Origin of the sequence: Occallatibacter gabretensis, from assembly GCF_001449115.1 — a bacterium.
GTDB classification, from domain to species: domain Bacteria; phylum Acidobacteriota; class Terriglobia; order Terriglobales; family Acidobacteriaceae; genus Telmatobacter; species Telmatobacter gabretensis.
Genome location: NZ_LAIJ01000002.1, coordinates 186,135 through 212,951 on the forward strand (window position 1 = coordinate 186,135; position 26,817 = coordinate 212,951).

General features: G+C 59.4%; 27 protein-coding genes. 22 read left to right on the forward strand and 5 right to left on the reverse strand.

The features are described from left to right. The first annotated feature begins 15 nt into the window (after window positions 1-15). The 4 genes from VO84_RS02590 (at window position 16) to VO84_RS02605 (ending at window position 4,477) form a co-directional block, all read left to right on the forward strand. Entirely contained in the window at window positions 16-513 is a 498-nt protein-coding gene (locus tag VO84_RS02590) for a DinB family protein (RefSeq protein ID WP_058185927.1), read from the forward strand. 60 nt (window positions 514-573) lie between these two features. Beyond that, window positions 574-1,209: a thiamine phosphate synthase gene (locus VO84_RS02595; protein WP_058185725.1), complete on the forward strand. Its 636-nt coding sequence runs from the start codon at window positions 574-576 to the stop codon at window positions 1,207-1,209. Between the two features lie 115 nt (window positions 1,210-1,324). Then, a complete protein-coding gene (locus VO84_RS02600) occupies window positions 1,325-2,917 on the forward strand; it encodes an APC family permease (protein WP_157439688.1) in 1,593 nt (530 codons plus the stop codon). A 27-nt stretch (window positions 2,918-2,944) separates the two neighbouring features. After that, window positions 2,945-4,477, forward strand: a complete 1,533-nt coding sequence (locus VO84_RS02605; RefSeq protein ID WP_058185726.1) for an amino acid permease — start codon at window positions 2,945-2,947, stop codon at window positions 4,475-4,477. 70 nt (window positions 4,478-4,547) lie between these two features. Here the strand turns inward: VO84_RS02605 and VO84_RS02610 are convergent, their stop codons facing one another. Further along, the gene (locus VO84_RS02610; protein WP_058185727.1) at window positions 4,548-4,976 is read right to left on the reverse strand and encodes a BrxA/BrxB family bacilliredoxin; all 429 of its coding nucleotides are present in this window, start codon (window positions 4,974-4,976) and stop codon (window positions 4,548-4,550) included. A gap of 114 nt (window positions 4,977-5,090) precedes the next feature. Here VO84_RS02610 and VO84_RS02615 point away from each other — a divergent pair, with 114 nt between their 5' ends. Further along, window positions 5,091-6,131 carry a UDP-N-acetylmuramate dehydrogenase gene (locus tag VO84_RS02615; RefSeq protein WP_058185728.1) on the forward strand — a complete coding sequence of 347 codons (1,041 nt, stop codon included), beginning with the start codon at window positions 5,091-5,093 and terminating at the stop codon, window positions 6,129-6,131. Here the strand turns inward: VO84_RS02615 and VO84_RS02620 are convergent. The 3 genes from VO84_RS02620 to modA are packed head-to-tail and all read right to left on the reverse strand — an operon-like array spanning window position 6,128 to window position 8,312. Continuing rightward, window positions 6,128-6,829, reverse strand: a complete 702-nt coding sequence (locus VO84_RS02620; RefSeq protein WP_058185729.1) for an ABC transporter ATP-binding protein — start codon at window positions 6,827-6,829, stop codon at window positions 6,128-6,130. The two genes, VO84_RS02615 and VO84_RS02620, sit on opposite strands and share 4 nt — an antisense overlap. After that, entirely contained in the window at window positions 6,822-7,502 is a 681-nt protein-coding gene (gene modB, locus VO84_RS02625; protein WP_058185730.1) for a molybdate ABC transporter permease subunit, read from the reverse strand. The genes VO84_RS02620 and modB overlap by 8 nt, the downstream gene beginning before the upstream one ends. A 27-nt stretch (window positions 7,503-7,529) precedes the next feature. Beyond that, complete coding sequence (modA, locus tag VO84_RS02630) at window positions 7,530-8,312, reverse strand: molybdate ABC transporter substrate-binding protein (RefSeq protein ID WP_058185731.1); 783 nt, start codon at window positions 8,310-8,312, stop codon at window positions 7,530-7,532. Window positions 8,313-8,372: 60 nt separating this feature from the next. On the opposite strand from modA, the gene thrC reads away from it, so the two are divergent. The 3 genes from thrC to trxA all read left to right on the forward strand — a co-directional run bounded on the left by thrC (window position 8,373) and on the right by trxA (window position 11,380). Next, window positions 8,373-9,725, forward strand: a complete 1,353-nt coding sequence (gene thrC, locus VO84_RS02635; RefSeq protein WP_058185732.1) for a threonine synthase — start codon at window positions 8,373-8,375, stop codon at window positions 9,723-9,725. After that, window positions 9,722-10,648: a homoserine kinase gene (gene thrB, locus VO84_RS02640; protein ID WP_058185733.1), complete on the forward strand. Its 927-nt coding sequence runs from the start codon at window positions 9,722-9,724 to the stop codon at window positions 10,646-10,648. Before thrC ends, thrB begins: the two co-directional genes overlap by 4 nt. A gap of 399 nt (window positions 10,649-11,047) precedes the next feature. After that, the gene (gene trxA, locus VO84_RS02645; protein ID WP_058185734.1) at window positions 11,048-11,380 is read left to right on the forward strand and encodes a thioredoxin; all 333 of its coding nucleotides are present in this window, start codon (window positions 11,048-11,050) and stop codon (window positions 11,378-11,380) included. Window positions 11,381-11,452: 72 nt separating this feature from the next. Here trxA and lexA read toward each other — a convergent pair whose 3' ends face one another. Next, the gene (lexA, locus tag VO84_RS02650) at window positions 11,453-12,058 is read right to left on the reverse strand and encodes a transcriptional repressor LexA (protein ID WP_058185735.1); all 606 of its coding nucleotides are present in this window, start codon (window positions 12,056-12,058) and stop codon (window positions 11,453-11,455) included. A 266-nt stretch (window positions 12,059-12,324) separates the two neighbouring features. Here lexA and VO84_RS02655 point away from each other — a divergent pair, with 266 nt between their 5' ends. The 14 genes from VO84_RS02655 to VO84_RS02725 all read left to right on the forward strand — a co-directional run bounded on the left by VO84_RS02655 (window position 12,325) and on the right by VO84_RS02725 (window position 26,763). Next, window positions 12,325-13,365: a GGDEF domain-containing protein gene (locus VO84_RS02655; protein ID WP_058185736.1), complete on the forward strand. Its 1,041-nt coding sequence runs from the start codon at window positions 12,325-12,327 to the stop codon at window positions 13,363-13,365. Window positions 13,366-13,566: 201 nt separating this feature from the next. After that, complete coding sequence (locus VO84_RS02660; RefSeq protein ID WP_082661669.1) at window positions 13,567-14,310, forward strand: response regulator transcription factor; 744 nt, start codon at window positions 13,567-13,569, stop codon at window positions 14,308-14,310. Between the two features lie 39 nt (window positions 14,311-14,349). Continuing rightward, window positions 14,350-15,738 (forward strand): sigma-54-dependent transcriptional regulator, encoded by a 1,389-nt coding sequence (locus VO84_RS02665; protein WP_231737744.1) that lies wholly within the window; start codon window positions 14,350-14,352, stop codon window positions 15,736-15,738. A gap of 24 nt (window positions 15,739-15,762) precedes the next feature. Next, complete coding sequence (flgB, locus tag VO84_RS02670; RefSeq protein ID WP_058185737.1) at window positions 15,763-16,125, forward strand: flagellar basal body rod protein FlgB; 363 nt, start codon at window positions 15,763-15,765, stop codon at window positions 16,123-16,125. A 61-nt stretch (window positions 16,126-16,186) separates the two neighbouring features. Then, window positions 16,187-16,702: a flagellar basal body rod protein FlgC gene (gene flgC / locus VO84_RS02675; RefSeq protein WP_058185738.1), complete on the forward strand. Its 516-nt coding sequence runs from the start codon at window positions 16,187-16,189 to the stop codon at window positions 16,700-16,702. A 29-nt stretch (window positions 16,703-16,731) separates the two neighbouring features. After that, window positions 16,732-17,097: a flagellar hook-basal body complex protein FliE gene (gene fliE, locus VO84_RS02680; protein WP_058185739.1), complete on the forward strand. Its 366-nt coding sequence runs from the start codon at window positions 16,732-16,734 to the stop codon at window positions 17,095-17,097. Window positions 17,098-17,183: 86 nt separating this feature from the next. Further along, window positions 17,184-18,848 carry a flagellar basal-body MS-ring/collar protein FliF gene (gene fliF, locus VO84_RS02685; protein ID WP_058185740.1) on the forward strand — a complete coding sequence of 555 codons (1,665 nt, stop codon included), beginning with the start codon at window positions 17,184-17,186 and terminating at the stop codon, window positions 18,846-18,848. Window positions 18,849-18,911: 63 nt separating this feature from the next. Continuing rightward, window positions 18,912-19,967 carry a flagellar motor switch protein FliG gene (fliG, locus tag VO84_RS02690; protein WP_231737745.1) on the forward strand — a complete coding sequence of 352 codons (1,056 nt, stop codon included), beginning with the start codon at window positions 18,912-18,914 and terminating at the stop codon, window positions 19,965-19,967. A 38-nt stretch (window positions 19,968-20,005) separates the two neighbouring features. After that, window positions 20,006-20,791, forward strand: a complete 786-nt coding sequence (locus VO84_RS02695) for a FliH/SctL family protein (protein WP_058185741.1) — start codon at window positions 20,006-20,008, stop codon at window positions 20,789-20,791. Continuing rightward, window positions 20,788-22,128 carry a FliI/YscN family ATPase gene (locus VO84_RS02700; protein ID WP_058185742.1) on the forward strand — a complete coding sequence of 447 codons (1,341 nt, stop codon included), beginning with the start codon at window positions 20,788-20,790 and terminating at the stop codon, window positions 22,126-22,128. The genes VO84_RS02695 and VO84_RS02700 overlap by 4 nt, the downstream gene beginning before the upstream one ends. A 5-nt stretch (window positions 22,129-22,133) precedes the next feature. After that, a complete protein-coding gene (locus VO84_RS02710) occupies window positions 22,134-22,673 on the forward strand; it encodes a hypothetical protein (RefSeq protein ID WP_157439690.1) in 540 nt (179 codons plus the stop codon). Between the two features lie 117 nt (window positions 22,674-22,790). Then, window positions 22,791-24,482 (forward strand): hypothetical protein, encoded by a 1,692-nt coding sequence (locus VO84_RS02715; RefSeq protein ID WP_157439691.1) that lies wholly within the window; start codon window positions 22,791-22,793, stop codon window positions 24,480-24,482. A 28-nt stretch (window positions 24,483-24,510) separates the two neighbouring features. Continuing rightward, window positions 24,511-25,074: a flagellar hook assembly protein FlgD gene (locus VO84_RS21975; RefSeq protein WP_231737746.1), complete on the forward strand. Its 564-nt coding sequence runs from the start codon at window positions 24,511-24,513 to the stop codon at window positions 25,072-25,074. A 153-nt stretch (window positions 25,075-25,227) separates the two neighbouring features. Next, complete coding sequence (locus VO84_RS02725; protein ID WP_058185746.1) at window positions 25,228-26,763, forward strand: flagellar hook protein FlgE; 1,536 nt, start codon at window positions 25,228-25,230, stop codon at window positions 26,761-26,763. Window positions 26,764-26,817 lie beyond the last annotated feature (54 nt).

Sequence of the window (26,817 nt, forward strand, 5' to 3'; positions counted from 1 at the left end):
AAAGGAGGCTGCAGAATGGATATTCAAAAGGAGCTGATTGCCGAGTTCAATACGGAAGTGGAGAACGCGCGCAAGATTCTGAACGCTATCCCCGATACTGCCGATTTCACGTGGAAGCCGCATGAAAAGTCGATGACGCTGGGCCGTCTGGCCGGTCATGTCGCCGAACTTACTGGAGAGTGGCCGCTGAAGACGCTTGAGAAGGATCGCCTCGACTGGAATCCGGAAGAGCGGCCCAAAGTGCCTGAGAACAAAGCAGAGGTTCTTGAAACATTTGAGACAGCCGTGCCGAAATCCAAAGCGGCGATTGAGGGCTTTGACCCAGCGAACTGGGACCGCCATTGGATCTTCGCTGCAGGAGGGCAGGTCTTTATCGATCAACCGAAGTATCAGGTGTGGAGATCCTTCGTGATGAACCATCTGGTGCATCACCGCGCGCAACTCGGTGCTTATGTCCGCATCCTCGGCGGCAAGCTGCCCGGTTGCTACGGCCCCTCAGGCGACGAGATGTAAGCAGGGAAGTCGGTTTCACGGCGAGGGACGAAAAGTATTTCGGAATACTAAGCTGAATGCATGGCCTTTTCGTTCCCTCGCGTTTATCCGATTCTTGATTCCTCCGTCATCCCGCAAACAGACCGTGCTGAGTTTCTCGAATCGCTGGGCCAATCTCTGGCAGACGCCGGGGTTGAGCTGCTCGAATATCGCAACAAGACGGGCTCAGTTGCGGAACTCACTTCAGACGCCGAAATCCTTCGCCGCACAATGCCCGCCACCAAGCTCATTCTGGACGACCGCGCCGATCTAGTCATTCAAGTTGGCTTTGACGGTGTTCACGTCGATGCGGGAGATGTCTCCGTCTCAGAGGCCCGCCGGATTCTTGGCCCGGATCGAATCATCGGAACATTTGCCGGAAGTGATTCGCTAATCCCCGGCATTCTCATCCAGCCTGCCGACTACTTCGCAATTGGCCCTGTCTTTACCACCACCACCAAACAAACGGATAAACCGCCCATTGGCCTGGAAGGCGTCCGCAAGCTCCGCCAAGAAGCCGGACCCGCACCTCTGTTGAGCGCCGCAGCAGGAATCACGCTGGAAACAGCGCCGCTGGTGATTGAGGCCGGCGCCAACATGGTTGCTGTTGCAGCCGCCATCTTTCACGCTGCGAATCCAGCAGCAGAGTTCCGCCGCTGGCGAAAGATGCTTACATAAATCTGCATTAAATGCAGGCAAATCTTCATAGACGCGTTTGCTTATGCCGCACTCATACCGTGCCGGATAGAATCTGGGAGACAAAGCCACGTAAGATCGGGTAAAAATCTTTCCAGTGACCACTCCGAATCCGAGCCCAACCGTAGCGCAATCCTCAAAAGCAGCTCTGCCACAAGAGCCATCCAACAAGCTCGTTCAGAGCCTTGGCCTGTTCAGCTCCACGGCCATCGTCATTGGCTCCATGATCGGCTCAGGTATCTTCCTGGTCGATGCGGAAATTGCCCGCGTTACGGACTCCCCGGCGCTCTACCTGGGCGCATGGGTAGTGACCGCATTGATGACCACCATCGCCGCGCTCAGCTATGGCGAGCTGGCAGCGATGATGCCCCGCGCCGGGGGCCAGTACGTGTATCTGCGCGAGTCGCTCGGCCCGGTCTGGGGATTTCTCTACGGCTGGACGATGTTTCTTGTCATCCAGACAGGAACCATCGCCGCTGTCTGCGTCGCCTTCGGCAAATTTCTCGGCGTCTTCTTTCCATCGGTCTCCACAACACACTGGCTCTGGAAGATTGCCCATGTTCCGTCGATTCCCGTTGGCCCAATGGTCCTGGGCAACATGGACATCGGCGTCAACACGGCAAATCTCGCCGGCATCGTCGTTGTCTTTCTCCTCGCCTTCATCAACCTCTTTGGAATTCGACTCGGATCGATCGTTCAAAACATCTTCACCACGGCCAAGTCGCTCTCGCTTGCCGCGTTGATCCTGCTGGCTTTTACCGTCGGCATCAGCGCCACGGCTATTGCATCGAACTTCGGTCCCGGCTGGCACAACTTCTGGCAGAACGCGGGCTGGCATGATCTGCACCCGGTTCAGGTTGGTGTGGGCGGGCCGACTGCAATGGTCAATCTCTTCATCGTCCTCGCCGTGGTGCAGGTTGGTTCACTCTTTTCTGCCGATGCCTGGAACAACATCACCTTCACTGCAGGTGAAGTTAAGAATCCGAAGCGCAACATTCCGCTCTCGCTCATTCTTGGAACCGGCTTCGTCGTCACCGTATATTTCCTGGCTTCGCTCGCGTATCTCGTAGTGCTGCCCATGCATGGTGATCCCGCTGGCACATCGGTTCTGGCGCGCGGCATCCAGCATGCAACGGAAGACCGCGTCGGCACCGCAGCGCTGGAGCAGATATTCCACTCGGGCGGTGCAGCACTTATGGCTGCAGCGGTGCTCATCTCCACCTTTGGCTGCGCGAATGGCCTGACGATGGCCGGTGCACGCGTGTACTACGCCATGAGCAAAGATGGCCTCTTCTTCAAATCCGTCGGCAAGCTGCATCCCAAATGGCGCACACCGGTTGCAGCCATTGTGGTACAGGCAATCTGGTCGGCAGCGCTCTGCATCTCAGGATCGTATGGCCAGTTGCTCGACTACATCATCTTCGCCGAACTGGTCTTCTACATCCTCACCATTGCAGGCATCTTTGTGCTGCGCGCCAAGCGGCCCAATGCCGAGCGGCCATATAAGGCACTGGGCTATCCGGTCCTGCCTGCCATATACATTTTGATGGCTGCGTGGGTCTGTATCGTATTATTGCGGTTTAAGCCGCAATATACATGGCCCGGCTTGATTATTGTCATGCTCGGTATACCGGTTTATTTCATCTGGTCGCGGAACTCAGTCGGCCGGCAAGTTTCAAATTCCGATTAACTCATCTGGGGAGGAACACCCTCATCTATGTCTAGGCTGCTTCGCATAAAACCCTTGTCGATGCTCACGCAGGAAGCGGGTGAACAGGGAGAACACACGCTCAAGCGCTCACTTGGAGCGTTGAACCTGGTCACGCTCGGCATTGGCGCGGTCATTGGCGCCGGCATCTTCACGCTCACCGGTCAAGCAGCCGCGCTGCACGCCGGGCCGGCCGTTGCCTTGAGTTTTGTGCTGGCTGGCCTGACATGCGCATTTGCCGGTCTCTGCTATGCGGAGTTCGCTTCCATTATCCCCATCGCCGGCTCAGCCTATACCTATGGCTATGCCACCCTGGGTGAGCTGGTGGCGTGGATCATCGGCTGGGACCTGACGCTGGAGTACGCCTTTGGCGCATCCACGGTGGCCTCCGGTTGGGCGGGATACTTCACCAGCCTGATGCAGCAGATCGGCGTTACCATTCCACCCGCACTGACCACCACCACCGGCAATGTGCTTGTGCAGTACAACGGAATCTGGATCGACAGGATGTCTCTTCCGCCAGGCATAACCGATGTTGGATTGCCGCACGTGACAGGGCTCTTCAATCTGGTCGCAGTGCTGATCGTTCTGGTGGTCACCACGATCCTGGTCATCGGTATCAAGGAGTCAGCGAACTTCAACTCGGCTATCGTCATCGTGAAGCTGGGAATCGTCGGCGTCTTCATCGTTGTAGGTGGCCTCTTCCTGTTCCACCATCCTCAGGTGGCTCATGCCAATTGGCATCCTTTCATTCCGCCGCCGGATGGGCACGGAAACTTCGGTTGGGGCGGCATTCCCGTCGCAGCCGCATCCATCTTTTTCGCTTACATCGGCTTTGACGCTGTCTCCACAGCCGCGCAGGAAGCCAAGAATCCCAAGCGCGATATGCCCATCGGCATCCTCGGCTCGCTGGTCATCTGCACAATTCTTTACATCCTCGTCTCGCTGGTGCTCACCGGCCTGGTTAGCTATAAAACGCTGAATGTATCAGCGCCTGTAGCACTCGCGATGGATGCAACCGGCGTAGGCTGGGGTTCATTGCTGGTAAAGATCGGCGCGGTCTTTGGCCTTGCGACGGTGATGCTGGTGATGCTTCTGGGCCAGACGCGCGTCTTCTACTCCATGTCGCGCGACGGTCTTCTTCCCAAAGCGTTTTCAGCGATTCACCCCAAGTTCCGCACTCCGTGGATTACGACCATTATCTTTGGAGCGTTCGCGGCTATCATGCCGGCATTTCTACCCATCGACAAGCTCTCTCAACTGGTGAATATCGGCACGCTTCTGGCCTTCACCATCGTCTCGGCAGGTGTATGGATTCTGCGCGTGCGCCATCCGAACATGGAGCGGCCTTTCAAAACGCCGCTGGTGCCGCTGGTGCCATTCCTGGGCATTGCATCAGCACTGTATCTCATGTCGCGGCTCTCAGCGATCACGTGGATCGTGATGATCATCTGGCTTATCATCGGCCTGGGAATCTACTTCACCTATTCCATCAAACACAGCAAGGTTCAGGCGCTGCCCGCTGCTTCGCAAGGCGACTAGTCAACACTGCAGTACAAACAGAACGGCCTCCCGTGTGGGAGGCCGTTCTGTTTGATCAGGGAAGCAGAAGTTACGCCGTAGCCTTCGCGCAGTGCTCGTCAAACGCGCGGACAAGCTCGCCTGCAATCTGCTGCGCCGTGGCCTGCTCAATCACAAAGCGCGGCATCATGTACACCAGCTTGCCATCGCGCATAATCGCAATGGAAGGCGACGTCGGCGGATGGCCTTCGAAGTAGCCGCGTGCGCGCTCCGTGGCCTCGCGGTCCTGCCCGGCAAAAACGGTAATCTTCTGATCGGGCTGCGTGGTGGCATTCGCCAGAGCCAGCCGCACACCAGGGCGCATCTTACCCGCTGCGCAGCCGCAGATCGAATTCACCACCACCATCGTGGTTCCGGACTGAGCAATAGCCGCATCCACGTCGTCCGCCGTTTTCGTTTCCACGATTCCTGCGCGGACCAACTCCTCGCGCATAGGAATCACCATAATCTCTGGGTACATTGCTGCCTCCGGGCAAGAGAACTCGCCTATCCCAATTTTATCAGCCTGCTGGTCAATTCAAGCACCAGAGGCGCAGTTCGCCGCACGCGCAGTGTCCGGTGTAGCCTTGAAAGGATGCATCTGATAGAGAACAAGCCACTAGCGCCGCTCACAACTTTAGGAGTCGGCGGCCCGGCGCGTTACTTTCTTGAGACGCGCTCAGAAGAAGAGATCCTTGAGGGCAGCGCATGGGCACAAAAACACGGGATTCCACTCTTCGTGCTCGGCGGAGGCAGCAATCTTGTCGTATCCGACAAGGGCTTCGATGGGCTTGTTCTTCACATCGCTCTGCACGGAGTGGAAGTCATTGAAAGCGAAAGCGCGGATCAGGTTCTCTTTCGCGTAGCAGCAGGAGAGGATTGGGACAGTTTCGTGCAGCAGACTGTTGAGGCTGGTTCTGCTGGAATCGAGTGCCTGGCCGGCATTCCCGGAACCGTCGGTGGCACCCCAGTGCAGAACGTCGGCGCGTACGGGCAGGAGGTCGCGTCAGTAATTGAGCGCGTGCGGGTCTTTGATCAAGAAGAGCGGGCTTTCGTCGAATTTTCAGCAGCGGAGTCTGAGTTTACCTACCGCCGCAGCCGATTCAACTCAACAGACAAAGGCCGCTATATCGTAACCCGCGTCGATTTCAGGCTTCAACATGGCGGATCACCGACGCTGAAATACGCTGATCTACAGCGCCTCTTTGCGGCAGACGCTACTCCAACACTCGTCGAAGTGGCCGCCGCAGTTCGCCGCATCCGTCAGAACAAAGGAATGCTCCTCGTCGAAGGCGACGCAGACTGCCGCAGCGCCGGCAGCTTCTTCAAGAATCCCATCGTGCCCGTGCAAGCCATGCAGACAATCACGTCAGTTGCAGGCACCTCACCGCCAACTTACGATGCCGGTCCAAATGAAAGAAAAATTCCCGCTGCATGGCTCATCGAGCAAGCCGGATTCACCAAGGGTTCTTCGCGAGGTGCAGTCGGCATCTCCACGCGCCACACGTTGGCGCTCGTTAATCGCGGCGGCGCAACCGCTGAAGAAATCCTTGAGTTCGCAGAAGAGATCCGAGCAGCCGTGGCCTCCCGCTTTGGCGTCACATTGGAGATGGAGCCGGTACAGATCGGCTTTTAGCTTGCGGATTTCTGAGCTGCACTTAAGTTTCGCGTCAGCCGCTCCCGCTCTGTTTGCAGAACTTCAAAAGCCGGGCCCTGCGCCACGATCTGCCCATCTTGGAGCAGCACAACCTCAGCATTAGTTAGAAATGCATCGGTCGCATCGTGCGTGGCCTGTATCACCTGGATATTGCGTTCCCGCAGCCAGGGCTGCAGCCGCATCAACAACTCATTGCTCGCTTTGCCGTCCAGCGCCGAGAACGGTTCATCCAGCAGTAGCAATCGCGGCATGGGAGCAAGCGCACGGGCCAGTGCAACACGCTGCACCTCACCGCCCGAGAGATCTGATATACGGTGATCCGCCAGGTTTTTCGCCTCGACAAGCTCTAACATTTCCTTCACGCGCACAGAGCGCGCTTCGCGCGTCATTCCATGCAACCCATAGCTAACATTCGCACTCACGCTTAGGTGAGGGAAGAGCGCGGCCTGCTGCGTTAAAAGCCCAATCCGCCGTCTACCCGCCGGCAGATCCGCAACCTCCTTGTCTTCTACTCCGATGCGTGCCGCGCCGCCGCGCTCAAGACCAGCTAGCATCCGCAGCAACGTGCTTTTACCCGCGCCGGAAGGACCAAAGATCACCGTCCACTCTGACGCAAAGCGGCATGCGATCCGCAAATGAAATCCGCCACGCCTTAGATCAAATGAGCAGTCAACCACGGCGATCTCCCTGCGACATTCTTCTTCCAGCGCCAGTAGCATAGATTGCCACAAGCGCCACAATGCTCATCGTCAGTAGTGCTACTGCTGTCCGCATGGCCGCGGCATAATCAAAGCTCTCCACCTGGTCGTACAGCACAATCGACAGCGTCCGCGTAGCGCCGGGAATATCTCCGCCCAGCATCAGAACCACGCCGAACTCACCCACCGTATGCAGAAAGCTAAGCACCGCCGCAACAACAATGGACCGTCGCGCCAGCGGCAACAGCACCGTGCTCACAAGCCGCGGCGTGCCCGCGCCTAACAGTCGCGCTGCATCCACCAGTGCGGGATTCACCGCTGCAAAGCCCGCAGTAATAGGCTGCACAGCAAATGGAAGACTGTAAATTACGCTTCCAACAACAAGCCCGGAGAAAGAAAACGCCAGCGGATGGCCGAGCACACCGATAATGACTCGCCCCAACGCGGTACGCGGTCCCAGCAGCACCAACAGAAAGAAGCCCAACACCGTAGGCGGCAGAACCAGCGGCAGAGCAGTCAGTGCTTCCACAAGCACCAGCCAACGCGAGCGGCCCAGCACCAGCAACGCGGCCAGCGGCACGGCGACAACGAGCAGGATCGCGGTTGTCAGCGTAGCCAGCCTCAGCGTGAGTAGAAGTGCCTGCCAATCCATGTATGCAACAGAATACGGTGTCTACGGCTACTTGGCAGGCGTCAATCCACTCTTCGCAAGCTGCGCCTGTACTGAGGGCGAGAGCAGATAATCGAGGAATTTGTGCACAGCTTCGCGCTGCGTAGTCTTGCTGATAATCACAGCGCCCTGCTCGATGGGCGGATACAGATCGTGCGGAATCACAAAATAACTTCCGGAGGAAGACATCCTCGGAGTCAAAGCGGATGTCAGCGAAATCAGCCCGGCATCCGCATTTCCCGAATCCACATACTGCGCCGCCTGCGCGATATTCTCCGCAGTCGCGAGCTTCGGTTTCAGCGCATCATAGAGCCCCAGGCTTTTGAGCGACGCCACTGCCGCACGGCCATACGGCGCGCGATCTGGATTAGCAATCGCCAGCCGCTTCAGCGCCGGGCTCCGCAGCAGCTCAAGCGAAGGGGTCGCCAATCCGCCATCCTTGCGAGCCCACAGTACCAGCGTTCCCTTTGCGTAGGTAATCGGTGTGGATGAGTCAGCCGTACCAGCCGCATCCGCAAGCCCCGCGTCAATCAATCGTCTCGGATAGCTCAGGTCGGCAGATAGAAACAGATCGAAGGGCGCACCATTTTCAATCTGCGTGGTCAGCATCGCTGACGCCTGATAAGTCGCCTCTGCATGAATCCCCGTCGCTTGCTGAAATGCAGTCAAAATTGGCGGCAGTACAGGCTCCAGATCGGCCGCGGCAGCCACACGCAGCGGCGTCTGCGCCGCCCCGCTTAGCCATGTCACTATTCCCGCGATGAAAATCAGTGCAATTCGGGCAGTTCTCATTACTCGTCCATCTCCCTGTAAAGGCAAATGCTCGCTCGCGCTGATAGGCTAACACCAGAGATGAACGACAACCTGCATCAGTTAAGTTGTTTCGGCTGCGGTGCGCGCATCGCGGGCACGGAGGCCCGTCCGGACTTTCGCTGCGAGGTCTGCGGGGATCTGTTTGAGGTGGAGTATCCAGGCTGGGCGCAGAAAGGCTCGTCGAATCGCCCCAATCCAGGCGCGCTCAAGTGGCTCTGGCGTGAGCGCCGTTGCTCCTCAGAGACACTCGATCACTCTGGTGTCTGGCGCTTCCGTGAACTGCTGCCGTTTCTGGATAGCTACGGCAATGCCGTCACGCTCCGCGAAGGCAACACACCCCTATATCCACTCTTTCGTGCTGCAAAAGCCCTTGGCATCGATCAACTTTTTGCCAAGCACCAGGGCATGAACCCCACCGGATCTTTCAAGGACACCGGCATGACGGCTGCGCTCAGCGTCGCGCGCGAGCGTGGCTTTGAGTGGGTCGCATGCGCCTCCACAGGCAACACCTCAGCCGCAATGGCGGCCTATGCCGCGCGGGCCGGTCTGCGCAGCCTTGTGCTGATTCCCGAAGGCAAAATTGCATGGGGTAAGCTTTCGCAGGCCATGGACTACGGCGCCGTCACCTGCCAGCTTAAAACGGACTTCGATGGCTGCCTGCGTCTGCTCACGGAGATTGTCCAGACGGAACCGATCTGCCTTCTCAATTCCGTGAATCCGTATCGTCTGGAAGGTCAGAAGACTCCCGCCTTTGAGATTGCTGAAGCACTGGACTGGAATGTGCCCGATCATCTCATCGTGCCCGGCGGCAATCTCGGCAACAGCTCTGCGCTTGGCAAGGGCTTCAAGGAGCTGAAAGACCTCGGTCTTGTCGCTCGTATTCCACGCATTTCCATTATTCAGGCAGAAGGCGCCAACCCTCTGGTGCGCATGCTTGCACAAGGCTCCTCCACGCTGGAACCGGTGGAAGCTCACACCCGCGCTACCGCCATCCGTATTGGAAGCCCGGCCTCATGGCGCAAAGCTGTCAGGATTATTCAGGACACAGGCGGCTGGTGCATCGATGTTTCTGAAGCTGAGATCGCCATTGCCAAGGCGGAACTGGGCGCAGAGGGTCTGGGGTGTGAGCCAGCCTCCGCCGTTACGTTGGCCGGTCTTAAAAAACTGCGCGCCAAGAACCTGATCAGCTCTAGCGACGTGGTGGTGCTGGTACTCACGGGGCACACGCTCAAGGATGCCGACTACACGATTGATTTTCACCGCGGCACGTTATTGCGCGAGGAGGAAAAAGCCGGCCTTGAACAGTTCATCGAGCCGCTTCGCCGCAACGCCATCTCCATGGATGCGGATCCGGCGGCAGTATTGGCGGCTATCAAGGACGCCCGCGCATGAGTGAGCCTTTTTTCATCCGGCTTCCTGCGTCTTCTGCAAATCTTGGACCAGGCTTTGACGCCGTGGGCGTAGCGCTCGATTTCCATCTTGAAATCGAGGCCGCGCCAGCAGCGCAGTTCTCCATCGATGCAACGGGCCGGGATGCAGAGCGCTGCGCTCGCCTGACAGATAACCTGGTGCTCGACCTCTATCGCGATGTACTGGGGAAAGAGGGCCGCCCCGTCGTCCCGCTGACCATCCGGATGCGAAACCAGATTCCCCTCGGCATGGGCTGCGGTTCCTCAGCCGCAGGCCGGCTCGCAGCGCTGTCTCTGGCCGTCCACTTTGGCGAACTTGGCTGGTCGGCCGAGCGAATTCTTGAGGAAGCAGTGCTTCTGGAAGGTCATCCAGATAATGCGACCGCCTGCTGGCATGGAGGCTTCGTGGCTGCGGCGCAATTAGCCGGCAGCGCCCGGCCTGAGCGCGTCTGGTTTGCAAGTATAGCTCCGCCGGCAGCCTGGCGCGCTATGGTCGTCCTGCCATCTGAGCCTCTGGCCACCAGCAAGGCCCGCGCCGTGCTGCCGGAAAGCTATAAGCGCGCTGACGTTGTGGCCAACCTGCAAGCTGCGGCCCTGCTTTCTGCGGCTTTTGCGCAGGGAAGGGGCGACCTGCTGGCGTACGCCATGCGGGATCGAATCCATCAGCCTTACCGCGGAGAGATTTGTCATTTGCTGCCGCCGCTCCTTACGCTTGCGGGCGGTCAGGGAATCCTCGGCGTATCTCTCAGCGGCGCGGGTCCGGCTGTACTTGTCATTGTTGAAAGCGAAGAGCGCATTCAGACGGCAACCGCAGCTATTCAGTCGGCGCTAAAAGGGCTTCAGCCAGCAGAGCTGGTCGTCAGCCGTTTCACCGCTTCGGGTACAACTTTTGGGCCAAAAATTTAGCAGTAATCGAAAGATCATTACGAAAGGAAACTGACAGAAAGCTGCTGCATGCTTGCTATTTGCTTCCTTTTTCCCAACTTAGATGCTTCAAATTTTTAACAAAGTGTTCCATATTATGAAACTTCGATTACCTTTGGATTACCTAAGATTGCTTGCTTCTCTATCACGGAAACCATACTCTACGCATCGTGGGCAGTTCTGGGGGAGGGCTGCTCTAGCGCCCGAGATTCCTTGATAGGAATCCGGGCGCTTTAATTTTGTGCCCCTTGGCGGCATTCGCGGCTATCGCGTCGGGTTCTCCGCTTGCGACTTTATGCATGTCTTACGCATCCCATGAGAGACTGAATTGCAGAGAAACCGGCCGAACCGGGGGCTGCAGGAATTAGGAGCGAGAGAATCATGGCGGGAGCGGGTGTTTTTGAGTTTACTGATGCGAATTTCGACCAGGAGGTGCTCAACAGCGAGCAGCCTGTTCTGGTGGATTTCTGGGCAGGTTGGTGCGGTCCCTGCAAAATGATTGCCCCCTTTGTGGATGGTGTGGCGGCGCAGTACGCCGGCAAAATCAAGGTGGGTAAGGTCAACGTAGATCAAAACGGCGCAACGCCCTCGCGATACGGTATCCGCGGCATTCCGGCGCTGCTGTTGTTCAAGGGCGGCAAGGTGGTCGACCAGATCATCGGCTATGTTCCCCAGGAAGCGATCGCGGAGAAGGTCGAGAAGCTGATCGCGTAAGGTCGCTATCAGTACACAGCAAAAATCCCGGCATTTGCCGGGATTTTTGCTTTCCGCTCGCTATCCACATTCTCAGTGGTACTTCCGAAGCACTCCAAGCACGCGGCCTTGAATAGCAATCTGCGAGGCAGGCACATAGATGGGTTCCATCTCAATATTCGCAGGCTGCAGGCGTACTACGCTGCCTTCTGAGTAGAACCGCTTAAGCGTTGTCTCTGATCCATGCACAAGAGCAACCACGATCTCTCCCTGCCGTGCAGTTCGTGTACGTTCCACCAGCACATAGTCGCCGCTGATGATGTGTTCATCGCGCATCGAGTCGCCTCGCACCTCAAGCGCAAAGACGTCGCGGTTACCCACCACGTCGAAGAGGGAAATCGACTCCATGGATTCGCTTGTTTCCACCGGACGGCCAGCGGCAATGCGCCCAGCCAGTGGCAGCCGGTCACTCGAACGCGTACGCGTGCCGGGAGGAAGCACGTCAATCGAGCGACTGCGGTTATGTACGCGGTCCAGCATGCCCTTGTTTTCGAGATTTGTGATGTGCTTGTGTACCGTAGCGAGGCTTTTGAGTCCCATGCCGCGCGCAATCTCCTCGAAAGAAGGCGAGTAGCCATTGCGCGCCACAAATCCTTCCAGAAAATCGAGAACTTCCTTCTGCCGTCGTGTCACTGCCATCCGCTTTTACACTCCCTGCCGGTGCGTGCCGGCTTCGGCGTGCTGCAGGTTTCAGCAGCCCTGCGCGCATTATAGCGAATAAAAAGCGAATCGCAATAATAATTGATTTTTATTACCAATTTTCCGTAGCGCCATTCCAGTAACTTTCCATACGTACTGCATTTTCTTGAAAAGAAATACAGTTCCCCCTCAGGATTCCGCCACAAGCTGCCGATTCTGTAGCAAGAGCCCACTCCATCCGGGTACGAAATATGCATGAGAGCGGAATGATCTTGATCGGCGAATATCTCCGCGGACGAAAGTCCCTTGGCGCCTCCGGGTCCAGCCAGGACTACCCCAGCGCGGCAAATACTCCCTCTGCGCTCCTTGCGGCCTATCGGGATGCCATCGAAACCATGGGCCGCTGCGGAGTGGAAATCTCCACAGCTGAAGGAACGGGCCTCCTTGAGGCCATGGAGGCTGTCTCCGCTGATCTCGAGCAGGACAGCACGGAAGAGTCCATCTCCCGAGTCGGCAAAAAGGTGCATGATCAACTGACCGCCTGGGGCCGGGGGATGGCCAAACATCTCGAGCACCGGACCAGCGAGGTCAAGGAGATGCTGCTCGTGCTGGCCCGGAGCACCCAGCGTGCCGGGGAGCGCGATCAACGCTGCGCACGGCACATTGAGGCCATCACCCATAAACTTCATGCCATCGCGCGCTATGACGATCTCCCGCTCATGCGCGAGTCCATCCTCGCCGCCGCAGCAGAGATAAGAAAGTCGATCAGCACAATTCTCGATGAGAGCAACGCTGAACTGGCCGAGTTGCGTACGCAGATGGCCGCTTTCAGGGATCGCCTCCAGGAAGCCGAACGCGTTGCCTCACTCGACTCCCTCACGCAGTTGCCCAACCGTTTCGCCATAGAAAAAGAGATTGTCCGGCGCATCGAAGAAGGGCGGCCGTTCAGCATCGGTCTCATCGACATCGACGACTTCAAAACCGTCAACGATAATCATGGCCATCTCATCGGCGACGAGATCCTACGCCAGTTCGGCGGAGAGCTGCGCAACGCGCTTCGCTCCACAGACGTCGCCGGGCGCTGGGGTGGCGACGAGTGGGTGATGGTGCTCGATTGCCCTCTCGCGGCCGCGCAGAAACTCGTCGAGCGCGTCAGCACATGGGTCTGCGGTCACTATCTTGTAGGCGCACTGCGTCTGTCCGTGACGGCCTCGATCGGCGCGGCCGAGTACGTACCCGGCGAGACCATGCAGCAGCTTTTCCAGCGCGCCGATGACGCCATGTATCGGCGCAAGCGTCCGCATTGAAGTCTTGTCGCCCATTTTGACACTTCATCTTCTCTTATCCCACTTACGGAATCCACTCTCACTCTTTCATCTCTCTCATCTTGCGCTTTAAATCCTCTCACGCAATCGTGGAGATGCAGCACATGAAAGTCCTCTAATTCAGACGACTCAAATGTGGACAGCATTCTGCAACAGATCGGGACAGCAGGAGAGCAAGCATTCATGAGATTGCTAATTGCCGAAGACGATCCGGCGCTGGGGTTATTTCTTACACGCGGCCTGGAATCAGACGGTCACAGGGTGCGCCTCGCGCAGAACGGCGCGGCGGCTGTTGAGGCCTTCCGTGAGGAGATGCCCGACCTCACGATTCTCGATCTGAACATGCCGGTCAAAGATGGCGAGCAGGTGCTCGCGGAGCTGCGTTGCCTGGACGCTGATCTGCCGGTACTGATTCTTACCGGGCGAGGTGAAGTCGAGACGCGCGTACGCTGCCTCGATCTTGGAGCGGATGACCTGATGACCAAGCCTTTCAGCCTGCATGAACTGCGCGCGCGCTGCCGCGCGCTGATGCGGCGCAAGCGGGAGGCGCGTCTGCTTCTGCGCGCGGGCGATCTTGAGATCGACCGCATGGAGCACACCGTGCGCCGCGCGGGCGAGCATATACAGCTCACGAACAAGGAATTTTCGTTGCTCGAGCAGCTGATGCTGAACCGCGGCCAGTGCGTCTCGCGCGTTGAGCTTCTGGATACGGTCTGGAAGATGGAACCCGCGCAGACCACCAACATCGTCGACGTGTATGTGAATTATCTGCGCCGCAAATTGAAAGACCCCGCGCCGGGGCATCTGATTCGCACCGTGCGCGGCCAGGGATACAAGGTTCCATCGGATGCTGAGCTGGCTATCGTGCTGGCGCCGGCACTCCATAGCGCCGTCTTACCCGCAGCAGCACGCGCCGAGATGCTCTAAGACTCGCAGGACTGAAACCGCAACAAAGGAGAAGCACACGTGGCCTCACCCGCATCACATTCCACCTTTGGCCCTCTTTCGTTTGGCCCTCCACCGGCCTCCATTCCGATCTCGCGCGTGCGGCAGCGCATTGCGCTTCTGATCAGCGCCGATGCCAGCCTCCGCGAACAGTTGCGAGAGACGCTTATTGGATTGCGCTGGCAGGTGCGCGAGGCATCCTCCGGTGCGCAGGCCTGGGCGGCTGCCGATGGCATACCCATTGAGGCGGCCATCGTCGATTCCTGGCTCCCTGACCTTGATCTCGGTGAGTTTCTCGCGGAGTTCCAGCGTTCTTTCGCTGGCGTTGATGTGCTGACGGTTGAGGGCGCAGTCAACTCGGAAGGTCCGCGCAGCCCCTACCGGCAGGAGTTGCTCTACGCTCTGCGGATCAGCCAGGATGGAGCGTCCCAGAGTGAGGTCCTCACCGATACGGCTGCGTGGAATGCGGCGCCTGAGATTGCAGAGGGACCGGAGCCATTTCTTTCACCTGCGGTCCCATCTTTTTCAGCAGTAAAGACAGAGACCGTCTCTGAAGCGCGGCCTCTTGATCAGCGTCTTACTGACCAGCGTCTTTCCGATCCCCGGCTTGCGGAGCATCGCACTCCAGACCATCGGCTTGTGGACCACCGCCTTCCCGACTTGATCGGCAACGCGCCCTCCATGCTTGAGGTCAGCCGCCGCGTCCGGCTTGTCGCGCCGCGCTCGACGCCGGTGCTGATCGAAGGGCCCACAGGTTCCGGCAAGGAGCTTGTGGCTCAGGCTCTGCATCGTCTTTCACCACGCGCCCGCAAGCCCTTTGTCGCGATTAATTGCGCCGCCATACCGGAGGCGCTCCTGGAAGCGGAGCTCTTCGGTCACACACGCGGAGCCTTTACCGGGGCCACGCACGGCAGAACAGGCCGCATTGAGGCTGCCGATGGCGGCACGCTCTTTCTGGATGAGATTGGCGAGATGCCGCTGGCGCTACAGGCCAAGCTCCTGCGTTTTGTCGAATGCGGCGAACTACAGCGCGTCGGCGAGAACGAGTCGGTCCGCGTAGACGTGCGGATCATCGCAGCGACGCACCAGCATCTGGCAAAGAATGCCTCTGAAGGCAATTTCCGCTCGGACCTTTACTACCGGCTGGCGGTCTTCCTCATCCGTACTCCCTCGCTGGCCGAGCGCGGTGAAGACCTCTCACTTCTGATCCAGCACTTCTTGGACAAGATGGGCCGAACCGAGCCGGTTAAGCGCATCGACTCGGCAGCTGTTACGCGCCTTCTGGCGCATCCCTGGCCGGGGAACGTGCGCGAGCTTGAGCATGTGCTGGAACGTGCTTCTATCCTGGCCGGCGAAGCGCCGGTGATCACCGCAAGCGAGATCGAATTCGGCATCATTGCGCACGCATAACGCGAGAGGGGAGTGGAGAGCATCATGCAAATCGAAACGATGATGAGCGATCAGTTGGCGCGCTACCTGGATCTGGCCAACGATCAGACGAAATTGACCGCCGAGAATATGGCCAATATCGACACACCCGGTTATCGCGCCATGGGCATGGACTTCGAGTCCGAGATGCGTTCTGCGATGTTTGGGGTCGAAGAGGGGCTTCCCGATCAGAAGGTACGGCTCCGTCCGGAGGAGAACCTGGTTACGCGGCCCGACGGCAACAATGTCTCGATGGACCGCGAGAGTCTGCATCTTGCCGAAGCGCAGTTGAAGTTCAAGACCGGCGTCGCGCTCCTCAAAGGCGAGTACCAGGCGGAGATGGATGCAATTCGCATAGACGGTAAATGATGCGCCGGATTCAAAAGCAGAATTCGCTTTTCAGGTTTAAGTGCGTCATCAGGAGAACATCATGAATCTTTTTGGGTTACTGGAGACTTCGGGCAGCGCGATGCAGGCCGAGCGAATGCGGGCCGAAGTAGTTGCGGCCAATATGGCCAACGCTGAGACGACGCGTACTGCCGACGGAGGCGCTTACCACCGCCAGCATGTGATCTTTGCTGCCAATACTGGCAATGTGGAACTGGATCCCAATTTCGCCCTGGCGATGAACGGGGCCATCGGCTCGCCGCAAAACCTGATCGCGCCTCCGCCGATGCCCTCTTTCGCCTTTCCCGGAGCGGAGGGCGAGCCTGCCGGCGGTGTGCATATCGCGCAGGTGGTCCAGGATCCGGCGGCGCCATTACGCCGCTACGATCCAGGCCATCCGGATGCCGGTCCCGACGGATATGTTGATTATCCCGACATTAACCCGCTCACCGAGATGGTGGATCTTATGGGAGCAACCCGCGCCTATGGCCTGAATGGCTCAGCCGTACAGGCTGAGAAGAGCATGATCGGCTCGGCGCTCGAGATTGGCAAGGCTTAATCCGCAACGCCTCAAACAAGGAGAATCGAATGTTGCCGGCAATTACCGCGATTACAAACACCAACGCTTCCGCAGTCATGAACGGTCTGCAGACACAGTTGCAGTCCCAGGCCCCCGCCCAGCTTCCGGGGCTTTCCCCCATGACGGACATGACCGGAACGGATGCTGCCGGGTCGGTGCCTTTCGGCGATCTGCTCACCGATGCCGTCGGAGAAGTGAACCGGCTGCAGGATCAGGCAGGTCGCACCGTGAGAGGACTCATCAGTGGTACAGGCGTCGATGTTCACCAGGCGATGATCGCCACACAGAAGGCCTCGATGGCCTTCGAACTGACGCTTGCTGTCCGCAACAAAGCGGTGCAGGCCTACCAGCAGGTTATGAGCATGCAGTTCTAAGCGTCACTGCTCTTATAGAAGCGGTCTGCAATTAAGCGGCCACGATTGGGATGACTCGACGAACCAGAAGATAAAGGCATACAAGCATGGCAACGGGAACACAGTTGGAGATGAATACGCCCCCGATCCACAACTCGCCCGGCGACGGAGCGGGATCCGCACAGTGGACCGATCGGCTGGCGGCGCTCAAGACGCGCGCGCACCTGCGCTGGGCAGAGATGGAGCCTCGTCAGCGCTTCTGGGCCATCGCAGCCGTGGTCTTGCTCGCGGCAGTGGCAGGCTTTGTCGCCTGGTATGGGCTGCATACGGACTGGCGCGTGCTCTATACGGGACTCGACGCAGACGATGCCCGGCAGATGGAGCAGACGCTTGCCGCCGCGCAGATTCCCTTTGATGTGGGTGTGAAAGACGGCTCGATCCGTGTGCCGGCCGCGCAGCTCGACAAGGCCCGGCTGGCCACGGCGGCCAAGGGCGGCGTCAAGAGCGGCAGAATGGGCTTTGAGATCTTCGACAAGCCGAACTGGGTCGGTTCCGAGTTTGACGAGCAGGTGAACTATCAGCGGGCTCTCGAAGGAGAGCTCGAGCATACCATCGGCACGCTCGCCGATGTGGAGTCAGCGCGGGTGAATCTCGTCATGATGCACGATTCGCTCTTTCGCGAGCAGGAGCGTCCGGCCAAGGCGGCTGTAGTGCTCAAGCTGCGCCATCCAGCTCTTGCCGATGGCGAGGCAGAGGCAATCCGCAACATGGTTGCCTCAGCTGTGGACGGCCTCACGCCGGACCATGTCTCACTGGTCGATGCTGCCGGACACCTGCCGCTCGGTCCCAAGACAGCCGAGGCGCTGCGTCTTACCGCCGAGCAGGCTCTCGAAGAAAAGATCATCGCGACTCTTGAGCCGGTTACCGGCGCAGGCAATGTGCGCGCTTCGGTGACACTCGATTACGATCCTTCGGCAACCGAAGTCACCGCTGAATCCTACGATCCGGAGAAGAGCGCGCCGCTCACCATGCAGCGTACTGAGCAGACGGCGGGATCGCAGCCCGTGCCTGCCGGAATTCCCGGCACGGCTTCGAATGCTCCGAATGCCCAGGCGCTGCCTGTCTATCCGCAGGTGAACACGCCGCCGCAGTCGGCCAAGAGCGAGACGGCCACCTACGGCGTGTCGAAAATTGTGCGCCATACGGTTGAAAACCAGGGCAAAGTACGGCGCCTTACAGCAGCGATTGTCGTCAACGACCGCATGGCGCAGCCGGCCTCTGGCGCAAAACCCGCGGTCTGGCAGGCGCGCTCGCCGGAAGAACTCAGGAATCTCACGGCACTGGCTCAGGCCGCCGTAGGATATGACAATGCTCGCGGCGATATGGTCGCGGTTGAAGACCTGGCCTTTGACGACAATCGCGGGCAGGTAGCGGTTTCTCCTCTGGAACGCGCAATTCGTGGAGCAGAGAACTCGCCTGTGCTGATCCGATACGGTGCGCTGATCGTTGCCATCCTTCTTGTTCTCGCGCTCGGCGTGCGGCCGGCGCTACGCAGCGCCGGCTTTGGCAAGCAGAAGCCGGCCGTCCCTGGACCCGCGGAGCTTCCCGCACCGCATGATTCCGGGTTCTCCGCGCTGGACTCGGCCGACTTCCACACTTTGTCGCCGGAGGCGGCGCGCGCGCAGGAGATTTTTGCGCAGGTAAGCGAAACACTGAAGCGTGAGCCGGCGCAGAGTTCTCGCCTGCTGCAGAGCTGGATTCACTCCGAGTAACGCGGGCATGTTGAAATGCTCGCCGCTCCGCAACCATCACAGGACACACAGAGGAAGGCACACTTGACGACGCAGCTGGAGTTGGAAAACCGCGAAGCGCGGCGAAGAATAACCGCGCAGATCAAGGGCGCGCGCAAGGCAGCAATTCTTCTCATTGCTGTGGGCGAGGAGGTCTCCAAGGAGATTCTGCGCGCTCTGCCCGAGGCGGATGTGCAGAGGATCACCGAGGAGTTGGCAGATCTGCGCGGCGTTCCGCCCGCTGTCTCCACGCAGATTCTCGAAGAGTTCTGGGAGCTGCTCGAGACCCAGAATTTCGTCATGCATGGCGGCTTCGACTACGCCAACCGGCTGCTCATCGAAGCCTTCGGCAAGGAGCGCGCCGACGACCTGATGCATATGATCCGGCGTACGCAGGAGGCCTCGCACAGCGACCTGGCCAAGCTTCAGCGCACGGACCCGATTCAACTCGGCAAGCTGCTCGACAGCGAACATCCGCAGACAATTGCGCTGGTGCTTGCCCACCTTGATCCGCGCCGCGCCGCGATGGTGCTCGACAATCTGACCCCGGAACACAGGGTGGTCGCCATTCGGCGCCTGGCGGAGATGCGGCAGTTCTCACCCGAGATGGCGCAGAAGGTGGCACTGATTCTGCACCGCCGCCTTGAAAGCGTCGGCGATACCAAACGGAAGAGCTACTCAGGCTTCAAGGCGGTAGCCGATCTGCTCAACCGCCTGCATGTTGAGGAGTCCCGGCACATTCTAGAAAGCATTGAGGAAGGCCAGCCCGAGCTTGCCCTTGGCATCCGCAACCTGATGTTCACCTTCGAGGATCTGGTGACGGTTCCGGGCACGACAATGCGGGAGATCGTCTCCGGGATCGACAAACGGCAGTTGGCGCTTGCACTGCGCGGCGCGAAGGAAGAACTGCGCGCCCAGGTATTCAAGGCCATGAGCGCACGCGCAGTGGAGATGCTGCAGGAAGACATGGAGGTGCTTGGCCCGGTGCGATCGCGAGAGGTTGCGCAGGCGCAGCAGGAGATTCTCAACCTGGCGCGCAAGCTTGAGGCCGAGGGCAAGGTCATTCTCAAACTCGAAACCGGGGACGAGATGCTGGTCTGACGATCCGCAGGACGACGGGGAAGAACCTGGGAGGAACGGTGACGGAAGCGGCGATGAAGAGCGTATGGATCATTGAGGAGTTTGCCTATCGGCAGGGACCGGAGGCGCCGGATGGGATGGGCTCGCGCTGGGCATTTGAAGAGGAGGATGCCGCGGAAGAAGATACTCCGGAGACTCAGCATTCGTCCGCATCGACCGGGTCAGCCGTTTCCGCGGAAGATGAATTGCTCCTGGAGGCTGAGCGACGTGGCTTTGCGGCCGGCCGTGAGCAGGGACGGGAGGAGGGCCGTGCGGAACAGCGCGACCACGAGCGTGAAGCCAATACCACGCTCGCGCATACAGTGGAGGCCCGGCGCAAAGAAGAACGTGCACGGTTGATGGAGAGCCTGGATGCGGCCTGCCAGCAATACATACATGACATTGAGCCTGAGGTAGTACGCCTTGCGCTCGCGGTTGCGGCACGCATTCTTCGGCGCGAAGCACAGATGGATCCGCTTCTGCTCTCAGGGGCGGTGCGTGTCGCGCTGGGGCAGCTTGCTTCTTCCACCCGCGTCAAGCTGAGAGTTCCTCAAGGCGATCTCGAACTATGGCGAGAGGCGATTGCTCTTGTTCCCAATCCCGGCTCACGTCCAGAGGTGACCGCGGGGGAGGGAATGCGCCTGGGAGACTGCATCATCGAGACCGAACTGGGTTCCGTGGATCTGGGTGTCCGCGCTCAATTGAGTGAAATCGAGCGCGGATTCTTTGATCGCCCGGGCTCGCACGCAGCCGCACATGCGGCAAGGCATAACTCCAGGCAGAACTCTGCGGAGGAAACCGCATGACCGCTTTGAAAGCAGGTCTCAAGGTTTCCACCACACTCGATGGATATTTCAGCCGCCTCAGGCGCAGTCAACCCTGGCGCTGGCGCGGAGAGGTCCTGGAATCTGTCGGCCAGACGATTGAGTCTTCCGGACCATTGGCCTCAGTCGGCGAGTGCTGTGAGATCGTCGACCGTCATGGCCGCGCGCATCGCGCCGAGGTCATCGGCTTTCGCGGCTCGAATGTGCTTTCGATGCCGGTCGAGAGCACCGAAGGCATCCGCTACGGGGACGAGGTGCTGGCATCGGGTGCGCACCCGGAGATCGAGATCGGCTCGGCACTGATGGGCCGGGTTCTGAACGCGCTCGGCGAACCGATCGATAGCCATCGCCCGCTGGCCGCTAGCGGAACAGCTCCACTCGACGGGAGAGTACGCCCACCACTCGACCGCGTCCCGATCAAGCGTCCCCTCGGCACCGGCATTCGCTCTATCGACACGCTGCTCACCGTAGGACGCGGACAGCGCGTCGGCATCTTTGGCGGATCAGGCGTGGGCAAGAGCACCCTGATCGGCATGATGACGCGCAACACGGAGGCCGATGTCACAGTCGTCGGTCTGGTTGGCGAGCGCGGCAGGGAAGTCGGTGAGTTTCTTGAGGACGCGCTCGGCGATGAGGGACGCAAGCGTTCCGTCGTTGTCGTTTCCACGTCCGATGAATCGCCGCTATTGCGGATGCGCGCCGCTCTAGCCGCTACCACGGTCGCCGAGTCCTTCGCCGCCGAAGGCCGGCATGTGCTTCTCGTTCTTGACTCGCTCACGCGCTTTGCCATGGCTGCGCGGGAGATCGGCCTTGCCGCGGGCGAGCCGCCTACGGCGAAAGGCTATACGCCTTCCGTCTTCACGCGGCTGGCCAAACTCGTCGAGCGCACCGGGCAGTTCCGCACCGGCTCGATTACAGCCTTCTACACCGTGCTCATGGAAGGCGACGATCAGCAGGACCCGCTCGTCGATGCCGTGCGCTCGTTACTCGACGGTCACATCGTCCTCTCCCGCGCTCTGGCCGCCGAGGGGTGGTATCCGCCCATCGAGATTCTCGATTCCATCAGCCGTCTCATGCCTGCCGTTGCTTCAACGGCTCATCGCGAACAGGCAGCCCTGGTACGCCGTCTCATGGCTGTGTACGCGCGCTCGGAGGATCTGGTGCGAATCGGCGCATATCGTCCTGGCTCCGATCCCGATCTCGATCGTGCTTTGCGCGCCCGCGTCGCCATTCGCAACTTTCTCACCCAGGATGCGCGCGAGCAGGTGCGCTTCGATGCGGCGCTCGCGCGGCTTCAGTCACTTGCCGGCGAGGTGTAGCGCGTATGCCAGTCTCAAGCGCCCTCAAGCGTCTTCTCCGTATTCGTGACCTCGAACAGGAGCAACACCAGCGTGCGCTTGAATCCGCTCTGGCCGAACTGCGACAGCTTGAAAAAGCGCTGGAGCAGGCCGCCGCGCGTCAGCGAAGCGGTCGCAGTGACTTTACGGCAAGCGTTCTGGATCAAAATTTGAATCTGCATCCGAATCCAGATCAGAAATCGTATCGTAAGCCGCTCGAGCAGCAATCGGCTCTCGTCGAGACAACCATCGGCAAACGCCATGCACTCGCGCTCGCTCCGCGCCTCTCCCGGGCGGCAGCACAGGCCGCACTTCGCCGGCAGGAATTTCTGTTGAAGCGCATGGAGCGCCGTCAGGCCGAGACTCTCATTGAAGAGACGGAGGCCGCCGACGCCCTCGAAGCCACAAGGAAAGGTCAGAAGAGCCTCGACGACTGGTACCTCGCGCGCCCACGCACTGACCGCCGGGACTCTGTACTTCCCAACGCATTTCCTGAAGAGTCTGAGGATTTCTCAAATCTGGCATAGCGCGAATAAAAATTGTCCAAGCGTACACGCCTTTCTTACCGATTTCTATCCTCAAACCTGACACTCTTCTAACTCTCCGCTCTATTGTTTGGCACGCAATCTGCAATTTCTCAGGGCATGACTGCAGCTGCAGGATTTCCGATTGCATCCATCATTCCCGGCGGGCAGAAGGTGCAGAGCCAGTCCGGCACCTCCATGACATCCTCCACCAAAAACTCTACTGCGGGATCTGCAATCATCAGCTTCCGCACAGGTATGGAGGCTCTGGTGAGCGCTAGCCAGACACACGCCTCGAATGCAGCATCGCCCGAAGCTTTGGAGGATCAGCTCGCAGAGACCGGCGCTGGCGTCGGGACCGATACAAAGAGCGGCTTCCTGGACGAGACAGACGAGATGGCCTCCCAGGTGAAGTCAACCTCCAATCCGCTTGCTGATCAAAGGTTGCAGGCATCTGTTTATCTTGGTTCGGAGAAAACTAATCCGGCAATAACTGGTCCCGCAAAAAGTGACGGCGCAGCTTCCATGCGATTGCAGGCTGCCGAGCAACAGATCTCTCAGTCAGGGACGCTTCCAGCTTCCACTGCGACCAAAGCGACTGCGGGCAAGTCATCCGAGAGCGAGCGCTCGGCGCAAACAAAACCCGCGCACGACGGCGACAAAGCTCCTGTACAGACCAGCAGCCTATCCAATCAGGGCTTCGCGCTGGCCCCGGTTCATCTTTCCAATCTCAACCTGACCGCCGCGCCTGTGCCGCAGCACTCGCAGACGATACATGCCGGTGCGGAATCCGGCTCAGCAACTTTGGCAAGAGCACCCTATACATCTTCCGCGCTATCAACATCCATCGGAGCAGAATCCGAGTCGCAGGGAAAGAATCTTTCCGGCCCATTGGCTGTAGAGGACTCGATTCATACCGCTAGTGGCGTCTCCACAGCGAAGGCTCAGGCGTTGCATGTCGCAGCCCCGAGTACGGCGACCACGGCACAGTCCGCGCTGCAGCATGCGGATGCGCCGGCTCAGTCTCCCGCCGGTGACCTCGCCCTTCAGTCACAGATCAAAGCCGCCTCCGAGCAATCTCTTTCCGGCAACGCGGCAAATACATCAGCGACCACTGAGGCCGAGCAGACCCGTGCCGCTTCCAGTCACACTGCCGCAACGCGCGAGCATAACCCGCTTCAGCACCAGGTCATCGGCGACACAGCTTCTCAAAGTAATTCTGCCATCGGTTCGCATACCGCGTTGGCGCGGGATGCTGCGGGAATGTCGGGCCAGTCAACCGAACGCGGATCCACCACAACCGGCACGGCGCAAACGCAACAGTCCACATTGACCTCGCCGACCCCGCGCGACACCTTTGCCGCGCTTGACGCCGATCCCGGCCAGCCCGCCACAACGTGGACACATACAAGTCCGCGCCAGGTCGAGGCAGGTTATCAGGACCCAGCACTCGGCTGGGTGAGCGTGCGCGCCGATCTCACCGCAGGCGGTCTCCATGCCTCCGTCGTGCCCAACTCGCCGGAGGCCGCACAGGCGCTGGGAAACCATCTCGCCGGTCTCAATGCCTACCTGGCCGAGTATCACGGCAGCTCCATCACGGCGTCCGTGGCCGCGCCGGAGGATCGCTCGATGCAGCAATCTGGCTCAGGCTCCGAAGGGCAACCCGGAGCACATCAGCAGAACGAATCGTCACAATCGTCCACGCAGCAAGTCTTCGGACAAACATCCATCTCGTCTGCGCTCAGCACAAGCAACGCAGATCCGGAACTCTTTACGCCAACGCACAACGGACGGATTTCGGTCCTCGCATAAGTCAACACAACACAAGCAGGGAGGAAACATGTCAGCAGTCTCAGGAATCTGGAATTCGCCCACGGCGCCGCAGGCAAATCCGCTGATGAGCACGAAGGCCATGGACGACACTTCGAGCAGCTCCGGCACCGGCAGCAACAGCGGCGATACGACCATCTCAGCCAATGATTTTCTTACGCTCCTCGTGACGGAGATGCAGAATCAGGACCCCACATCCGACACCGATCCGAACGAATACATCGATCAGCTCGTGAACGTGAACAGCCTGGAGCAGCTGATCAATATCAACCAGACGCTTAGTACGGCACTCACCCCCGCCAGCAGCGACAGCACAGCGGCTGCCTCAACCTCACCAGCCGCGTCGAATGCGTCCACGAAGTCGAACCTTGCAGCCGCACAAGCCGCAATCACACCCCCCACCAACGGCCCGCATACCCTGTCACCCGATCCCACAAGGCCCATAGGCCATCCCATCCCGGTACAAACTGGTGGGCCGGTTCGCTTCGCTCCAGGCAATCTGAGCAGTCCATCCACGGGTCCTTCAGCGCTTCGTGTGGCGCGCTCGCTCGACGGCCAGCGCATTACGCGTTGACATCCCGGCAACCAGCGATCGGGCTCTCTCCAGGCACGCATAGAGGGCCCCTTGCACAACCGCAACGAACCATGAACGTACAACGTTGGAATACACAACGTTTGACTTCACAACGTTTGACTTCACAACGTTGATACACAGAGGAGATGCACCATGCCAAGTTTTTACATTCCGCTGACCGGGCTGAACGCTGATAATACGGCGCTGAACACCATCGCCAATGACCTGGCCAACATGAACACCACCGGCTTCAAGAACCAGACCGCGAACTTCTCCGATCTCTTCTATCAGCAGCTCGGTTCCACCGCTGGCGGTGATCCAATCCAGGCGGGCGCCGGCACACAGGTATCGAACATCGAGACAGATTTTTCCGCCGGCACACCCAATACAACCGGCCTCGATACCGATGTGGCCCTGCAGGGCAACGGCTTCTTCGTCGTCCAGAATGGCGGCGAGCAGTTCCTCACCCGCGACGGCAACTTCTCCCTCAATTCGAGCGGCCAGCTCGTTACCTCGAACGGGCTGAACGTCATGGGCTATGCCGCCACGAATGGCGTCGTCAACTCGAACGGCGCGCTCTCGGACATCACCATTCCCGTCGGCCAGACGGAAGCGCCTTCAGCAACCAACACCATCGGCATGACCGCAACGCTCGACTCCGAAACTGCTGTAGGTGGCAGCTTCTCCGCGCCGATCACGGTGTATGACTCGCTCGGCAACTCCTACCAGGCCTCGGTGAACTACACCAAGACGGCGACCAATCAGTGGTCCTACAGCGTCTCGGTGCCGGACAAGCTCACGGCCAATACCTCTACCGCCGCCGGCGTTACCACCGTGAACTATAACTTCGGTTCCAGCGGCGGCACGCTTGCCACGGTGGATCCGGGCAGCAACATGACCATCACGGCTCTGAACACGAGCGGTATTTCAACCACCATCACCGCGCCAACGATCACCCCCGGCGAATCCGTCTCGGACTACGCCACCGCACTGCAGGGCGCGCTTACGGCAGCCAACATCACCGGCGTTACCGCCACCTCCTCGCCCACCGGCCAGCTTTCCATCTCTGGCGCCAACGTCTCGGTGACAGGCTCTGTCATTCAGGACCCCATCGCGACCAACAACACCGGCACGCTCAACTTCGATTCGAACGGCAATCTGGTCAGTCCGTCGGCGAACGTCAGCGGAATCTCCTTTGCCGGCCTCTCAGACGGTTCGTCCTCCATGAACTTCACCTGGGATCTTTTCAACGCGAATGGCACCGGCACCATCTCTCAAGTCGACCAGACCTCAGCCGTTTCCAACACCGCTCTGACCAACGGTTATGCGGCGGGCGATTACACCGGCTTCACCATCGGTTCCGACGGCACGGTCACGGCCAGCTTCTCCAACGGTCAGAACCTCAATGTCGGTCAGATCGCTCTCGGCAACGTTGCCAATCTGCAGGGTCTCTCGGCCAACGGCAACGGCGATTACTCAACCACGCAGGCCAGCGGCACGGCCACCGTCGGCGTCTCCGGCTCAGCCGGTCTCGGCACCATGGAGGACGGCGCGCTCGAGGCTTCCAATGTGAACATCTCAGCCGAGTTCAGCGATCTCATCATCGCGCAGCGTGCCTTTGAGGCCAACTCAAAAGCCATCACCACCTTCGACACGATCACTCAGGAAACCATCCAGATGATCCACTAACCCTGAGTCCACAACCTGCACGCCAATCAGCGCGCGGCCGTAAACGCCCTGCTT

Coding starts and splice junctions, on each gene's coding strand:
- thrB (WP_058185733.1), top strand. CDS start 9,722: ATGAGTGAGCCTTTTTTCATCCGGCTTCCTGCGTCTTCTGCAAATCTT.
- VO84_RS02710 (WP_157439690.1), top strand. CDS start 22,134: ATGCCAGTCTCAAGCGCCCTCAAGCGTCTTCTCCGTATTCGTGACCTC.
- thrC (WP_058185732.1), top strand. CDS start 8,373: ATGAACGACAACCTGCATCAGTTAAGTTGTTTCGGCTGCGGTGCGCGC.
- fliE (WP_058185739.1), top strand. CDS start 16,732: ATGTTGCCGGCAATTACCGCGATTACAAACACCAACGCTTCCGCAGTC.
- modB (WP_058185730.1), bottom strand. CDS start 7,502: ATGGATTGGCAGGCACTTCTACTCACGCTGAGGCTGGCTACGCTGACA.
- VO84_RS21975 (WP_231737746.1), top strand. CDS start 24,511: ATGTCAGCAGTCTCAGGAATCTGGAATTCGCCCACGGCGCCGCAGGCA.
- VO84_RS02725 (WP_058185746.1), top strand. CDS start 25,228: ATGCCAAGTTTTTACATTCCGCTGACCGGGCTGAACGCTGATAATACG.
- trxA (WP_058185734.1), top strand. CDS start 11,048: ATGGCGGGAGCGGGTGTTTTTGAGTTTACTGATGCGAATTTCGACCAG.
- VO84_RS02610 (WP_058185727.1), bottom strand. CDS start 4,976: ATGTACCCAGAGATTATGGTGATTCCTATGCGCGAGGAGTTGGTCCGC.
- VO84_RS02615 (WP_058185728.1), top strand. CDS start 5,091: ATGCATCTGATAGAGAACAAGCCACTAGCGCCGCTCACAACTTTAGGA.
- VO84_RS02715 (WP_157439691.1), top strand. CDS start 22,791: ATGACTGCAGCTGCAGGATTTCCGATTGCATCCATCATTCCCGGCGGG.
- lexA (WP_058185735.1), bottom strand. CDS start 12,058: ATGGCAGTGACACGACGGCAGAAGGAAGTTCTCGATTTTCTGGAAGGA.
- VO84_RS02660 (WP_082661669.1), top strand. CDS start 13,567: ATGAGATTGCTAATTGCCGAAGACGATCCGGCGCTGGGGTTATTTCTT.
- flgC (WP_058185738.1), top strand. CDS start 16,187: ATGAATCTTTTTGGGTTACTGGAGACTTCGGGCAGCGCGATGCAGGCC.
- VO84_RS02700 (WP_058185742.1), top strand. CDS start 20,788: ATGACCGCTTTGAAAGCAGGTCTCAAGGTTTCCACCACACTCGATGGA.
- flgB (WP_058185737.1), top strand. CDS start 15,763: ATGCAAATCGAAACGATGATGAGCGATCAGTTGGCGCGCTACCTGGAT.
- fliF (WP_058185740.1), top strand. CDS start 17,184: ATGGCAACGGGAACACAGTTGGAGATGAATACGCCCCCGATCCACAAC.
- VO84_RS02595 (WP_058185725.1), top strand. CDS start 574: ATGGCCTTTTCGTTCCCTCGCGTTTATCCGATTCTTGATTCCTCCGTC.
- modA (WP_058185731.1), bottom strand. CDS start 8,312: ATGAGAACTGCCCGAATTGCACTGATTTTCATCGCGGGAATAGTGACA.
- VO84_RS02655 (WP_058185736.1), top strand. CDS start 12,325: ATGATCTTGATCGGCGAATATCTCCGCGGACGAAAGTCCCTTGGCGCC.
- VO84_RS02605 (WP_058185726.1), top strand. CDS start 2,945: ATGTCTAGGCTGCTTCGCATAAAACCCTTGTCGATGCTCACGCAGGAA.
- VO84_RS02590 (WP_058185927.1), top strand. CDS start 16: ATGGATATTCAAAAGGAGCTGATTGCCGAGTTCAATACGGAAGTGGAG.